Raw genomic sequence first — 13,237 nt, forward strand, 5'->3', positions numbered from 1 at the left:
GACTCGGAGGCTCAGGCGAGATGACCACCATGCAGGCGACCATTCCCGACAGCCCGACCCGGATCGAGATCGCGATCGACGGGATGAGCTGCGCCTCCTGCGTCGGGCGGGTCGAGAAAGCGGCGCGGGCGGTTCCCGGTGTCGCGGCGGCGTCCGTCAATCTCGCGACCCACCGCGCCAGCCTCGATCTCGACGAGGGCAGGTCGATCCAGCCGGTTCTCGATGCGATCCGCAAGGCCGGCTACGAACCGCGGGAAGACTCCGCCGATTTCGCGGTCGAGGGCATGAGCTGCGCCTCTTGCGTCGGCCGGGTCGAGGGCGCTCTTGCGGCAGTGCCGGGCGTGCTGGAGGGCAGCGTCAACCTCGCCACTGGCCGCGCCCATGCCCGCTATGTCGGCGGGGCGCAGACGGTCGCGGTTTTGACAGACGCGCTGGCCAAGGCCGGTTATCCGGCGACCCCCATTCTCGATGCCGCCGCCCAGACCGATCTCGACCGCGCGGCCCGTGAGGCGGAACTCTCCAGCCTGCGCCGCAAGCTGGTGCTGGCCGCGATCGCGACGCTGCCGATCGTCGTCTTCGAGATGGGCGCGCATCTCTCCGACGGGCTCCACCACGCGCTGGCGGGTTCGATCGGCGAGGCCAATATCCGCTACCTCTCCTTCCTGCTGGCGAGCCTCGTCCAGTTCGGGCCGGGCCTGCAGTTCTACCGCAAGGGTGGGCCCGCTTTGCTGCGCGGCGCGCCCGACATGAACTCCCTGGTCATGCTGGGGACGACGACGGCCTATCTCTATTCGGTGGTCTCGACCTTCCTGCCCGGTTTGCTGCCGGCGGGGCTCGCCTACACCTATTTCGAGGCCGGTGCGGTGATCGTCACGCTGATCCTGTTCGGCCGCTATGCGGAAACCCGCGCCAAGGGCCGCACCGGCGACGCCATCCGCCAGTTGCTGACTCTGCAGGCCAAGACCGCGCGCCTCTGGCGCGACGGCCGCGAGGCGGATGTGCCACTGGCCGAAGTCCGGTCCGGCGATGTCGTTCTGGTGCGCCCCGGCGAGCGGCTGCCTGTCGACGGCGAGGTCCTCGAGGGCTCGTCCTATGTCGATGAATCGATGATCACCGGCGAGCCGATCCCCGTTTCGAAGCAGGCCGGCGACGCCGTCGTCGGCGGCACGGTCAACAAGGCGGGCGCGTTCCGGCTGCGGGCGACCACGGTCGGCGCCGACTCGCTGCTGGCCCAGATCGTGCGGACGATGGAGGCGGCGCAGGGCTCCAAGCTGCCGATCCAGGCGCTGGTCGACAAGGTGACGCTGTGGTTCGTGCCGGCGGTGATGGCGGCGGCGCTCGCAACCTTCGCCGTCTGGATGGTCTTCGGGCCCGCCCCGGCACTGTCGCTGGCGATCGTGAATGCGGTCGCGGTGCTGATCATCGCCTGCCCCTGCGCGATGGGGCTGGCGACGCCGACCTCGATCATGGTCGGCACCGGCAAGGCCGCGCAGATGGGTGTGCTGTTCCGGCGCGGCGAGGCGCTGCAGGCGCTGCGCGACGTGACCGTCGTCGCGCTCGACAAGACCGGGACGATCACCAAGGGGCAGCCGGAACTGACCGACATCACGGTTGCGGACGGGTTCGACGAGGACGAGGTCCTGCGCCTGGTCGCGGGCGTCGAGAGCCGGTCCGAGCACCCGATCGCCGAGGCGATCGTCGCGGCGGCGGGCCTGCGCGGGCTGCCGGTCGTGGCGCCGTCGAATTTCGCCGCCGAGCCGGGCTTCGGCGTCTCGGCGATCGTCGAGGGCCGGGCCCTGCTCGTCGGCGCCGACCGGCTGCTGGAGCGGGAGGGCATTGCCATCGCGGCGTTCGCCGGCATTGCCGCGCGACTGGGCGGGGAGGGGAAGTCGCCGCTCTATGCCGCCATCGACGGGCGGCTGGCGGCCGTGCTGGCGGTGTCCGACCCGCTCAAGGAGACGAGCGTCGCGGCGCTGGACGCGTTGCGGGCGCAGGGCCTGCGCATCGTCATGATCACCGGCGACAACCGCGCCACGGCCGAGGCCATCGCGAGGGGTCTGCCGATCGACGAGGTCGTCGCGGAGGTTCTGCCGGCCGGCAAGGTCGCGGTCATCCAGCGGCTGCAGGCGGGCGGGGCGCGCGTCGCCTTCGTCGGCGACGGCATCAATGACGCGCCGGCGCTGGCGCAGGCCGATGTCGGGCTTGCGATCGGGACCGGGACGGACATCGCCATCGAGAGCGCCGACGTCGTGTTGATGTCGGGCGATCTGCGCAATGTGCCCAATGCCGTGGCGCTCTCGCGCGCGACGATCCGCAACATCGCGGAAAACCTGTTCTGGGCCTTCGGCTACAACGCCGTGCTGATCCCGGTCGCAGCCGGCGTGCTCTATCCGGCCTTCGGCATCCTGATGTCGCCGATGTTCGCCGGGCTCGCGATGGCGCTGTCGAGCGTCAGCGTCGTCGCCAACGCATTGCGGCTGAAGGGATTTCGCCCGCCCTTCGCCGCTCATCGCAGCCGGGAGACGCTGGCGGCTTCGCTCCCGATCGCGTCCGGGGTGGACCTGCGAAAAACCGCTTGAACCTCTAGTGACTACAGGGATTAGGGTCCCGCCGGTTCGCGATTCCCAGCACCGGTGCAGCATGTCCCAGTCCCATCCTCACGGCTCCGATCACCCGCACAAGCAAGGCGCGTCCTGCTGCGGCGGGCATGAGCATTCTCACGCCGCGCCTGCTCAGCCGGCAGGCCCGGCGCATGTCCATGGACCGTCCTGCGGCCACGCTCACGACCATGATCACGGTTCGGCAGAACCCGACATCGCCGCCGCCGCGCGAGAGGCCGGCTCAGTGGTCTGGCGCGTGCAGGGCATGGATTGCGGCAACTGCGCCAACACGATCCGGACCGCGCTGGAGCGCCTGCCGGGCGTCTCCGACATCCGGATATCCGTGACCAAGGAGACGCTTTCGCTGGGGCTCGACGAGATGCTGACCAGCGCGACGGTGATCGAAAGCCGGATCGCGGCGCTCGGCTATGTGCCGAGCCGTCTCGACGCCGCGCAGCCGGGCGGTGGCGCGGGGATTGTCGGCACGGCGCCGGTGGCCTGGTGGCGGCAGGCCAAGGGCCGCCTCGCGCTGGTGTCCGGCGGGCTGGTCGTGCTGGCCTATCTGGTGGGGCTCGTGGCCCCGGGTTGGCATGCCCCGCTGTTCATCGTCGCCAGCCTCGTCGCAGCCGTGCCGATCGCGCGGCGGGCGCTGGCCTCGGCGCGGGCCGGGGCCCCGTTCACGATCGAGATGCTGATGACGATCGCGGTGGTCGGCGCGCTGTTCATCGGCGCGGCCGAGGAGGCCAGCATCGTCGTCTTCCTGTTCTGCGTCGGCGAGGTTCTGGAGAGCGTCGCGGCCGACAAGGCGCGTGCAGGCATCCGGGCGCTGGCGGATCTGGTGCCGCAGACGGCGCTGCTCGAGGTCGAGGGCCAGATCACGGAAGTGCCGGCGGCAACGCTGCGGATCGGCCAGAGCGTGCTGGTGCGCCCGGGCGACCGCATCCCGGCCGACGGCACGGTGCTGGTCGGGCTCTCCAGCGTCGACGAGGCCTCGATCACCGGCGAATCGATGCCGCGTCCGAAGGAGCCGGGCGCCGAGGTGTTCGCCGGGACGATCAACCACGAGGCGGCGCTGACGGTCCGCGTCGGGCGCGCCGCCCAGGACACGATGATCGCCCGCATCGTCGCGCTGGTCGAGGAGGCGCAGGATGCCAAGGCGCCGACGGAGCGCTTCATCGACCGGTTCTCGCGGCTCTACATGCCGTTCATCGTCGGCCTCTCGGTTCTGGTCGCGGTCGCGCCGCCCCTGCTGGCGGGGGGCGAGTGGAGCCCGTGGATCTATCGCGGGCTGGCGCTGCTGCTGATCGGCTGCCCCTGCGCGCTGGTGATTTCGGTTCCCGCCGCCATCGCCGCGAGCCTGGCGGCCGGCGCGCGGCGCGGCCTGCTGATCAAGGGCGGGGCAGTGATGGAAAATCTCGCGGCGATCCAGGCCGTGGCCTTCGACAAGACCGGCACGCTGACGCTCGGCAAACCCGCCGTCACCGACGTCGTCGCGCTCGTCGGCGAGGCCAGCGCGGTTCTGGCGCTGGCGGCGGCGATCGAGCGGCGCTCCAGCCATCCGCTGGCTGCGGCGATCGTCACGCGTGCCGACGGTGATGGACTTCCGGCGCGCGAGGCTCTGGATGTCGCCGCCGTGCCAGGCAAGGGCATGGCCGGTACGATCGCCGACCGCGCCGTCTTCGTCGGGGCGCCGCGCCATGCCGCTGGCTGGGCACCGCTGGACGACGAAATCCTGGCGCGCATCTCCGGGCTTGAAGGCGAGGGCAAAACGGTCGTCGTGGTCGTCGACGGCGCGCAGGCGATCGGCCTGATCGCGCTGCGCGACGCGCCGCGGCCCGATGCGGCGGCGGCAGTGGCGGCCCTCAAGGCGATGGGCATCCAACCGGTCATGCTCACCGGCGATAACCGGCTCGCCGCCGAGGCGATCGGGCAGGCTCTCGGCCTCGAGGTGAAGGCGCAGATGCTGCCCTCCGACAAGGCCGAGGCCATCCAGGCGATGGCCGCCGCGCGCCGCACCGCCATGGTCGGCGACGGCATCAACGACGCCCCGGCTCTCGCCAGCGCGCAGGTCGGCATTGCTATGGGCTCCGGCACCGGCGTCGCGCTGGAGGCGGCGGATGCGGCGCTGCTGCATGACCGCGTCGGCGATGTGCCGGCGCTGATCGGTCTGGCGCGCGCGACGATGGCCAACATCCGCCAGAACATCGCGATCGCGCTCGGGCTGAAGGCGCTGTTCCTCGTCACCACGGTGATCGGGGCGACCGGCCTGTGGGTGGCGATCCTGGCCGATACGGGCGGCACCGTGCTGGTCACGCTGAATGCGTTGCGGCTGCTCGGTTATTTCAGGGGTGGGAGGCACGCCGCCCCGCCGTCGGTGGCGGAAACCGACCTGCGACTGCACGCGACGGGTTGACTTCCGGCCGTCTCTGGGGAATTTCGAAGGGCGATGCGGGTGTAGCTCAATGGTAGAGCAGCAGCCTTCCAAGCTGAATACCCGGGTTCGATTCCCGGTACCCGCTCCAGCTTTCTCGCCATCATCCGCCCGCGCGCGAAGCCGCTGGCGGTCTCTCACTGGTTCTGCGGTATAGCGACGCTCAGGCGGTTTCGGCCTGCGCGGCGGCCTCGACGCGGTTCTTGCCGCGCAGCTTGGCCTCGTACAGCGCGCGGTCGGCCCGTGACAGAAGCACCCTGACGGTGGTGTCCTCGCCGCCCGCGGACATGCTGGTGCCGAGGCTGACCGTGAGGGGAATCGTGTCCTCATTCCAGGCGATCGGGTTCGACTGGACCGATTGGCGAATGATCTCGGCGTAGTGGGCCAGCTCTCGGGATGATAGCCCGGTCACGAGCACTGCGAATTCGTCTCCGCCCTGTCGGCCGACGCTCGCGTTCGGCACGGCTTCCATGACGGTCTTCACGATGCTCGCGACATGACGAATGGCGATATCGCCGCAATCATGGCCATGGGTATCGTTGACCTGCTTGAAGCTGTCGATGTCGCACATCAGGGCGCAGACAGGCTGATGCCGCGAACCTGCCTGCGCGATCAAACCGGCGCCGGCTGCGTCGAAACCACGGCGATTGAGCAGGCCGGTCAGCGGATCGCCGTTGGCAACGGCGTCCAGTTCCGCCCGTGCGAGGTTGAGTTCGCGCAGGGTGACAAGCAGCATGTAGACGATCACCGGACAAACGATCCCGGGAATGAGAATCGAATAGGCGATGGCGTTGACCCAGACCTCGTGCTCCGAAATCGTCGCGCCCGGTTCTCCCGTCATCGTCATCTCCAAAATGGTGATGGTGATGATGACCGATAGTCCGATCGAAGACAGCGTCAGAACAAGCAACGCGCGCCAGATTTGATTCCATGACGAGATGGAAATTCTACGAGACAACATTGCCAGTCCTCTGCTGCGTCAACACAACTCAAAACAATGAATCATCTATAAATATCGACAGTTATGAGTGGCGACTGGCGGGTATGTCTTCTTCGTGTTTGGAGGCTCTTGGGTTGGGTTGACTCTTGGGCTGGGCGAAGGGTGTGGTAGGCTCCTCCATCCATGAGAGAAGCGCCATGCGTCTGGTTCCGGCGTCGATCGTGATCCTGTCCCTCGCCGCCGCGGGCGCCGGAGCTTCGGCGCGTGAACTCGCCGGGCGCTTCGGCTATCTCGGCGAGTGGGACGTCAGCGCCAGCCTAGCCGAGGAGAAGGCGGGGCGGGCCGGGGCGCCGGCCTTCTCGGGCCCGGTGCTGATGAAGCACAACGCCGTCTGCGGTCCCGGCGAAACGCCGGAGAAGACCGGCCATATCCGGATCAGCCTGCGCGGCCAGCGCTACACCGCGCAAATGACGCTGGCCGGAGCCTCTTGCGCCTTCACCGGCACCTTGTCGGAGAGCGCGCACAGCTTCGTCACCTGCGGCAGCGACCGGCAGATTCCGCTGCGCCTCTGGTTTCGGGGCACACGCCCCTAAGGTTCGCGCAGGACCCTGAAGCCGTTGGTGAAGAAGCGCACATCGGCCTCGTATTTGAAGCGGGCGGCCGAGCGCAGATAGCGCGGATCGTTGTTGAAGGAGCCGCCGCGCAGCACGCGCTCGCGGCAGCCGGGCGGGTTGACGGCGGTGCCGTCGCGCGGGGTCGCCCGGTAGCTGTCGCTCCAGCAATCGGCGACCCATTCGGCCGCATTGCCCGCCATGTCGTAGAGGCCGAAGCCATTGGCCGGGAACTGGCCGGTCTCGACAGCCTGCCGGCGGGTCGGCTCATTGCAGCCGACGCAGTTGGCGCGCTCCTTCACCATCGTCGCGCCCCAGGGATAGGTCGTCGTGGTGCCGCCTCGGGCGGCGTACTCCCATTCGGCCTCGCTGGGCAGGCGATAGCGCTGGCCGGTCCTGGCGGAGAGCCAGGTCAGGTAGGCGTTGGCGTCGTTCCAGTGGATGTCGGTGACCGGGCGCTTGCCGCGGCCCAGCCCGCGATCATTGGGGCGATGGGTGCAGCCGCCCTGGTCGATGCAGGCGTCCCACTCCTCGAACGTCACCTCACGCAGGCCGAGATAGAAGGCGTTGCGGATGGTGACGGTGTGGACGGGCTTCTCGAACTCGTAGAGCTCGTTGGCGCCCATTTCGAACGTACCGGGCGCGATCAGGGTGAGTTCCGGGCAGCCCTCGCAATCGCGCAGCGTGCGCAGTGTCGCAGGGGGGGCCGCGGGCGCGGCCGGGCGGGCGGGTTCGCGCACCGCCGCGACCGGCCCTGCCGGCGGGCGGGCCGCCGGTGGTGATGGCGGCGCGGCGGGCGGGGAGGCGGCGGCGGCGTTCTGCCGTGCGGTGAACTGCTGCTCGCGCGTGCGGGCGAGACTGGCGAAGCGGCCATCGGGATAGGCTTCGAGATAGGCGCGGTACTCGGCCGGGTTCTCGCTCGAACGGATCGATTCCCAGAAGGCGAGCTCATAGGCGTCCTGCCGGGCGGCGGGGGATTCCGGCGGCGGCAGCGGGATGACGGCGCGGTTGTTCTGGGCGATCTGGGCGGGGCGCGCGAGCGGGGTGACGACCAGCCCCGCTGGCGGCTCCGAGGACGTCCAGATCTGCTGGCTGCGCCGCGTCAGCCGCGCGACGGCGTCGCGGGTGCGCGCCAGCGCCGCGGTCATGTCGAGGCCGGGCGTCCGGATGGCCTTGATCCATTCGTCGATCGCGGGATTGCCGCGGGCGCCGCCATCCGCAACGGTGCGGCCGGGCGCGGTGGTGAACATCACGCTGATCGCGTCCATGCGCTCGACCGCGAGCAGGCCTTTGGAGGGACCGGAGAGGTCCGCCTGCCAGGGGTTGTCGCGGCTGGCGTCGAGCACCACCAGCGCGCTGGCGGGCCGCGCCACGATCAGCGCGTCGAGCAGCAGGTCGAGATCGACCGCGGCCTGCGCGATCTCGGAGGCCGAGCGCAGGCGGGCATCGACCGGGACCAGGAAATTGCGGTTGCGCAGCTGCACCGCATGGCCGGCGTAAAACACGATCGCCTGGACGCCCGGTCGCAGCCTGCCGGCAAAACCCGCGATCGCGGCCTGCAGCGCGGGCCCGTTGGCGTCATCGGCCGTGACGATGTCGAAGCCGCCGGTGCGCAGCGCAACGGCCACGGCGCGGGCGTCGACCGCCGCTTCCGGCACGGGCGCCTGCGGGTAACCGGCGTTGCCGATGACAAGGGCGACGCGGCCGGAGGCGGCGTCGCCAGTCTGCGCGCGTGTCGGGGACGCCAGCAGCAGCGCGGCGCAGGCCGCCAGCGACGCGCATCGCAACCAGGACAGGCAGCGCAACCAGGACATGCCGTGCTTCATTCCCCTGCGATGCCCTCGTGGCCGAACTGCGCGATCTCAGCGAACATAGATCGTGATCTTGCGCGACATCACCGGGGGATCGTGCGGCACGTGGTTATGGTCTCCCAGCAACAGCTGCAAGGTATGCCGGCCCTTGGGCAGTGTCACGACCACCTCGGTCTGGCCGTTGCCGAGATGGAGATTGTTGTTGTCGGCCGGAATGGGCTGATCGAACGGACCGGGCTCGGTATTGATCAACAAATGGTGATGACCGGCATTGGGCCATTCCGTTCCCGCGGGCGCGACGCCCATTTCCTTCAGCCCCATGCGCACGGTGAAACGCTCGGGCACACGCAAACCGTCGAGCGGGTAATGGAAATAGACCTGGGCGCCCTTCGGCGAGGGCTGGCGTGGCTCCGGCTGGGCCCAGGCGGCGGATGTCGCGAGAGAAGCGAACAGCAAGGCGAGGGCGGTGCTGCGCGGGAAGCGCCGCGTGACGGGGCGGTCCACCCGGACGGTAAGGCTGCGCTGGGTTTTCATCGACGCCTCGCCGGTCTCTTGCCGCCCGGAGCCACCAGAACCTTGATCCGCTCCGAGATCACCGGCGGATCATGCGGGACATGGTTCTCGTCGGTGAAGATGAGCTGGAGCGTGTGCTCGCCCATGGGCAGGGTGATCCGGCGCTCGGTCTGGCCGCCGCCGAGATGGATATGGTTCAGATCGGCGGGGATCGCCTGGTCGAGCGGCGGCGTCGGCGCATTGATGATGAGGTGGTGGTGCCCGGTGTTGGGCTTGGCGACGCCGGCGGGCGCCACGCCCATGTTGCGCAGCCCGAAGCGGACGGTGGTGTTGGGGAAGATGGCGTCGCCGTCGCGCGGATAGATGAAGTAGACGGCGGCGTCGTCGGGGGCGGGCGTCAGCGCCGGGCGGGTCTCGGCCGGTGCGGTCGGCTGGATCGCGGAGGCGACCTGCGCGCCCTCGACCACGCGGACGCGGATGCGCGGCGACATCAGCGGCGGATCATGCGGGACATGGTCATGGTCGCCGAGCAGGAGCTGCAGCGTGTGCTCGCCCGGCGGCAGCGTGACCTCGGCCTCGGTCTGGCCGCGGCCGAAATGGATATGGTTGAAGTCGCTGGGGATCTCGTGGTCGAGCGGCGGCAGCCCTGTGTTGATCAGCAGGTGGTGATGCCCGCCATTGGGGTGCTTGGTGCCGGCCGGCGCGAGCACGACCCCCTCCGCACCGAAGCGAATGCGCGAGCGTGTCTGGATCGTGGCGCCATCGACGAGATCGACGAAGAACACCCTGGCGTCCGGCGCCGCCGTGACGCGCCCCTTCTCCTGCGCCTCGTCGCTGACCTCGACCGTGATGCGCGGCGACATCACCGGCGGATCATGGGGAACGTGGTCGTGATCGGCGAAGAGCAATTGCAGCGTGTGGCGCCCTGGCGTCAGCACGATCTCGACTTCGGTCTGGCCGTTGCCGAGATGGATATGGTTGAAGTCGCTCGGGATCGGCTGATCCAGCGGGGGCAGTTCAGTGTCGATCAGGACGTGATGGTGCCCGGCATTGGGCTGCGGCGGGCCTGCAGCCGCGACCTCCATCCCCTCCAGCGCAAAGCGTATGACCACCTTGCCGGGGATGCGCGCGCCCTCGGTCAATCCGATGAAATCGAGCCTGGCATCGGCGGGCGCCTTGCTGCGGGGGCGCGGCGGGTCCTGCGCCAGCGCGGGTGGCGGCAGGGCGGCGATCACGCTCAGCAGGAGCGCTGCCAGCAGCCATGCCAGGGCCGGCGACACGAGACGGAGCCGAACACTGTGCATCGGCGTCTCCCTGTCGCATGCGCCCGCTCAACCGAAAGTTACCAGCGCCGTGCCGCTTGGGCAAGCCAAATAGCCTTTCCATCAGGGACTTGGGCCGGGTTCGTCACGGGCGAATCCAGTTCGCCGGACTGGATTTTCGCCTGATGCTGCGCTAGCTTGCGGTAGGGAAGGGCCTCATGATCCTCGCTGCCGGACTGCGTGTTGTGATCGGATGCGCGCTGCTGATGCTGGCTTTGCCGGCCGCGGCCAGCGAGCGCAGGGTCGCGCTCGTCATCGGCAATTCGAGCTATGCCAACGCCCCCGTCCTGCCCAACACCGTCAACGACGCGCGCGACATGGCGGCGTCGCTGCGCAAGGTCGGCTTCGAGGTGGTCGACGGTGTCGATCTCGACAAGCGCGGCATGGACCAAGCGGTGACGCGTTTCGCGCGGCTGGCGCAGGATGCCGACGCGGTGATGTTCTACTATGCCGGCCACGGCCTGCAGTTCAACGGTGAGAACTACCTCGTGCCGATCGAGGCGCGGGTCGAAGACGAGATCGGCGTCCAGTACGAGACGACGCGGCTCAACGACGTCGTGACGGCGCTGAACTTCTCGCGCGGCGTCAAGATCATGGTGCTCGACGCCTGCCGGAACAATCCCTTCGTCGGCCAGCTCGCCAAGCGCCAGGCGACGCGCGGCTTCGCCGTCGGCAGCGGGCTCGCCCCCGTGGCGCGGGCGCAGGGCATGGTGATCGCCTATGCCACCCAGGCCAATGACGTCGCCGCCGACGGGGCGGGGCGCAACAGCCCGTTCACGGCCGCCCTGGTCCGCGAGATCGAGCAGCCGGGGCTCGAGGTGGCGACGATGTTCCGGCGCGTTCAGAAGAGCGTCTATGACGCGACCAATGGCCGCCAGACGCCGGAGTTGTCGCTCTCGCTGCTCGGCGATTTCTACCTGAACCGCGAGGAGACCGACAGTGACGTCTGGCGTCGCATCCGCGTCAACGAGGATCCGGCGGTCTATCACGACTTCATCGCGCGTTACCCGACGAGCTTCTTCACCATCGATGCGCGTACGCGGCTCGACCTGATCGAGCGACGTGCCGGCGAGGCGAAGGAGCGCGAGGCGCTGGCGCGCGAGTTCGCTGCGCGCGAGCGTGCTTTGCTCGATCGTGTCGAGCGGGCCGAGAAGGTGCGCCAGCAGGCGGCGATCGATCTTGCCAGGCGCGACGGCGAGGGGGCGCAGGGTGCGGCGCCGGCTGTCGCCGCGCGGCCTGCCGGCGCCCTGGTCGGAACGGTGCGCCCTGTTCCCCTTCCCGGTCAGAGCGGCCAGGCGCGGGCGGAGCGGGAGCGACTCGCCGAGGAGGTGGTGCGCCGCGAGCGCGAACTCGCCTCGCTCGAAACCGAGAAGCGCCGCCTGGCCGACGAGCGCGTGCTGCTCGAGCAGGCGATGGCGGCGCGGATGGGCAGCCTGACCATGTCGCCGCCGGATCAGCCGAGCCTCTCGCGGTTGGCCCCGCCCTCGGTCGAGCGTTCGCTGACCGAGCGCACCGCGGCGCCGCCGCCTGCCATCGCGGCGCCGTCAGCCGCGCGTCCGCAGGCCGTGCGGGCGCAGAACGCCCGGCCCAGCGCCGCGGCCTGCAGCGAAATCCTGCTGCGCGCCCAGCTCGGAGAGCTGACCGCGCAGGCGAAGGAGCAACTGCTGCTGTGCCGCTGATCCACCGCGCCCCACTCTCCCTCGCCCGTCGCTGAAATGAGCGGCCACCTGGTCCCGTCCTGGATGCTGCGTCGGTGGTGGGCCGCGATCGCGCGCGGCCCGATATCGGTTCTGCTGGCCCTGATGGCCATGCTGGTGCTGACCGTTGGCGCGCGGGCCCAGCCGGCACCGCCCGTCCCGGCGCCGTTTCCCGAAGCGCTGCAGCGGGCGGCGGCCGATCTCTTCGGCAAGGCCAACCTCAGTGGCGATCGCATCGAACTGGTCATCGATCCGCTGATCGACGCCGCATCGGGCGCGCAATCGGCGGCGACGCGCGCGATGCAGGAGGCGCTGATCGCGATGGTGCGGACCTCCTATCCGCGCTTCGTCGTGCAGCCCTTCACGGCGGAGGTTCTGGCGCGCGATCCGGTCGTGCTGGTCGGCACCTTCACGGCGATCAGCCAGGTCGGGGCCGATGGCCCGAGGGATGCGTTCCGGATCTGCCTTACGCTGGCCGATCTCAAGTCCCGCACGGTGGTGTCGCGCGGGGTGGCGCGTGCGACGCCCGAGAACGTCGACGTCACGCCAACGCTGTTCTTCCGCGATGCGCCGGTCTGGGCGAAGGACCAGGCCACCGACGCCTATGTGCAGACCTGCCAGGGCACGCCGCTGGGCGCGGGGCTCGACCCGGCCTATGTCGACCGCCTCGCCGCCAATGCGCTGATCCAGGACGGCATCGCCGAATACGAGGCCCAGCGTTTCCGCGAGTCGCTGGCGTTCTATCGCGCCGCCCGCAGGCTGCCGGGTGGCGACCAGCATCGCGTCCGGATCGGCACCTATCTCGCCAGCGCCAAGCTCGGTCGGCGCGACGATGCGGTCGATGCGTTCGGCGATCTCGTCGATTACGGGCTGTCCACCGACCAGCTCATGGTCCGGCTCCTGTTCCGGCCCGGCTCGACCCAGTTCATCGACAACCCGCAGACGACCGAGCCCTATCCGATGTGGCTGAGCCAGATCGCGACGCGCGTGCGCCAGAAGGGCGCCTGCCTCGAGATCGTCGGCCACAGCTCGCGCACAGGCACGCCGTCCCTGAACGAGCGGCTCTCGGTCCTGCGGGCGCAGTTCATCATGGACCTGCTGCTGACCGGCATGCCCGACGGACGCAGCCGGATGATCGCGAGCGGCCGTGGCTTCAAGGACAATCTCGTCGGCACCGGCAAGGACGACGCGAGCGATGCGCTCGACCGCCGGGTGGAGTTCAAGGTTATCGGCTGCTGAAGGCGGTGCGCGGTGCGGCCTCCGGCGGCGCCGCGGGGCGGCTGTCCTTCGAACGGAGGAGGCGCGGCGGCCC

General features: G+C 69.6%; 9 protein-coding genes and 1 tRNA gene. 6 read left to right on the forward strand and 4 right to left on the reverse strand.

The window, feature by feature from the left end:
* The first annotated feature begins 20 nt into the window (after nucleotides 1-20).
* The 3 genes from Q8S38_RS21970 (at nucleotide 21) to Q8S38_RS21980 (ending at nucleotide 5,122) form a co-directional block, all read left to right on the forward strand.
* The gene (locus Q8S38_RS21970; RefSeq protein ID WP_305682469.1) at nucleotides 21-2,579 is read left to right on the forward strand and encodes a heavy metal translocating P-type ATPase; all 2,559 of its coding nucleotides are present in this window, start codon (nucleotides 21-23) and stop codon (nucleotides 2,577-2,579) included.
* Nucleotides 2,580-2,865: 286 nt separating this feature from the next.
* On the forward strand, nucleotides 2,866-5,013 hold the full coding sequence (locus Q8S38_RS21975) for a heavy metal translocating P-type ATPase (protein WP_305682514.1): 2,148 nt from the start codon (nucleotides 2,866-2,868) through the stop codon (nucleotides 5,011-5,013).
* Nucleotides 5,014-5,048: 35 nt separating this feature from the next.
* Nucleotides 5,049-5,122: transfer RNA gene (locus tag Q8S38_RS21980), tRNA-Gly, on the forward strand.
* Between the two features lie 72 nt (nucleotides 5,123-5,194).
* On the opposite strand, the gene Q8S38_RS21985 is transcribed toward Q8S38_RS21980, so the two are convergent.
* Nucleotides 5,195-5,992 (reverse strand): GGDEF domain-containing protein, encoded by a 798-nt coding sequence (locus Q8S38_RS21985; RefSeq protein WP_305682470.1) that lies wholly within the window; start codon nucleotides 5,990-5,992, stop codon nucleotides 5,195-5,197.
* Between the two features lie 176 nt (nucleotides 5,993-6,168).
* Here Q8S38_RS21985 and Q8S38_RS21990 point away from each other — a divergent pair, with 176 nt between their 5' ends.
* On the forward strand, nucleotides 6,169-6,564 hold the full coding sequence (locus Q8S38_RS21990; RefSeq protein WP_305682471.1) for a hypothetical protein: 396 nt from the start codon (nucleotides 6,169-6,171) through the stop codon (nucleotides 6,562-6,564).
* Here Q8S38_RS21990 and Q8S38_RS21995 read toward each other — a convergent pair.
* The 3 genes from Q8S38_RS21995 to Q8S38_RS22005 are packed head-to-tail and all read right to left on the reverse strand — an operon-like array spanning nucleotide 6,561 to nucleotide 10,210.
* Nucleotides 6,561-8,396 (reverse strand): SUMF1/EgtB/PvdO family nonheme iron enzyme, encoded by a 1,836-nt coding sequence (locus tag Q8S38_RS21995; protein ID WP_305682472.1) that lies wholly within the window; start codon nucleotides 8,394-8,396, stop codon nucleotides 6,561-6,563. The genes Q8S38_RS21990 and Q8S38_RS21995 overlap by 4 nt on opposite strands.
* A 48-nt stretch (nucleotides 8,397-8,444) precedes the next feature.
* On the reverse strand, nucleotides 8,445-8,927 hold the full coding sequence (locus Q8S38_RS22000; protein ID WP_305682473.1) for a DUF4399 domain-containing protein: 483 nt from the start codon (nucleotides 8,925-8,927) through the stop codon (nucleotides 8,445-8,447).
* Nucleotides 8,924-10,210, reverse strand: coding sequence for a DUF4399 domain-containing protein (locus tag Q8S38_RS22005; protein ID WP_305682474.1), 1,287 nt, complete (start codon nucleotides 10,208-10,210; stop codon nucleotides 8,924-8,926). Before Q8S38_RS22005 ends, Q8S38_RS22000 begins: the two co-directional genes overlap by 4 nt.
* A gap of 176 nt (nucleotides 10,211-10,386) precedes the next feature.
* Between Q8S38_RS22005 and Q8S38_RS22010 the strand changes: the two genes are divergently transcribed.
* Together Q8S38_RS22010 and Q8S38_RS22015 are read left to right on the forward strand one after the other, a co-directional pair.
* A complete protein-coding gene (locus tag Q8S38_RS22010) occupies nucleotides 10,387-11,907 on the forward strand; it encodes a caspase family protein (RefSeq protein ID WP_305682475.1) in 1,521 nt (506 codons plus the stop codon).
* Nucleotides 11,908-11,943: 36 nt separating this feature from the next.
* A complete protein-coding gene (locus tag Q8S38_RS22015; protein ID WP_305682476.1) occupies nucleotides 11,944-13,164 on the forward strand; it encodes an OmpA family protein in 1,221 nt (406 codons plus the stop codon).
* Nucleotides 13,165-13,237: the final 73 nt, after the last annotated feature.

Origin of the sequence: Allobosea sp. (assembly GCF_030695125.1) — a bacterium.
GTDB lineage: Bacteria > Pseudomonadota > Alphaproteobacteria > Rhizobiales > Beijerinckiaceae > Allobosea.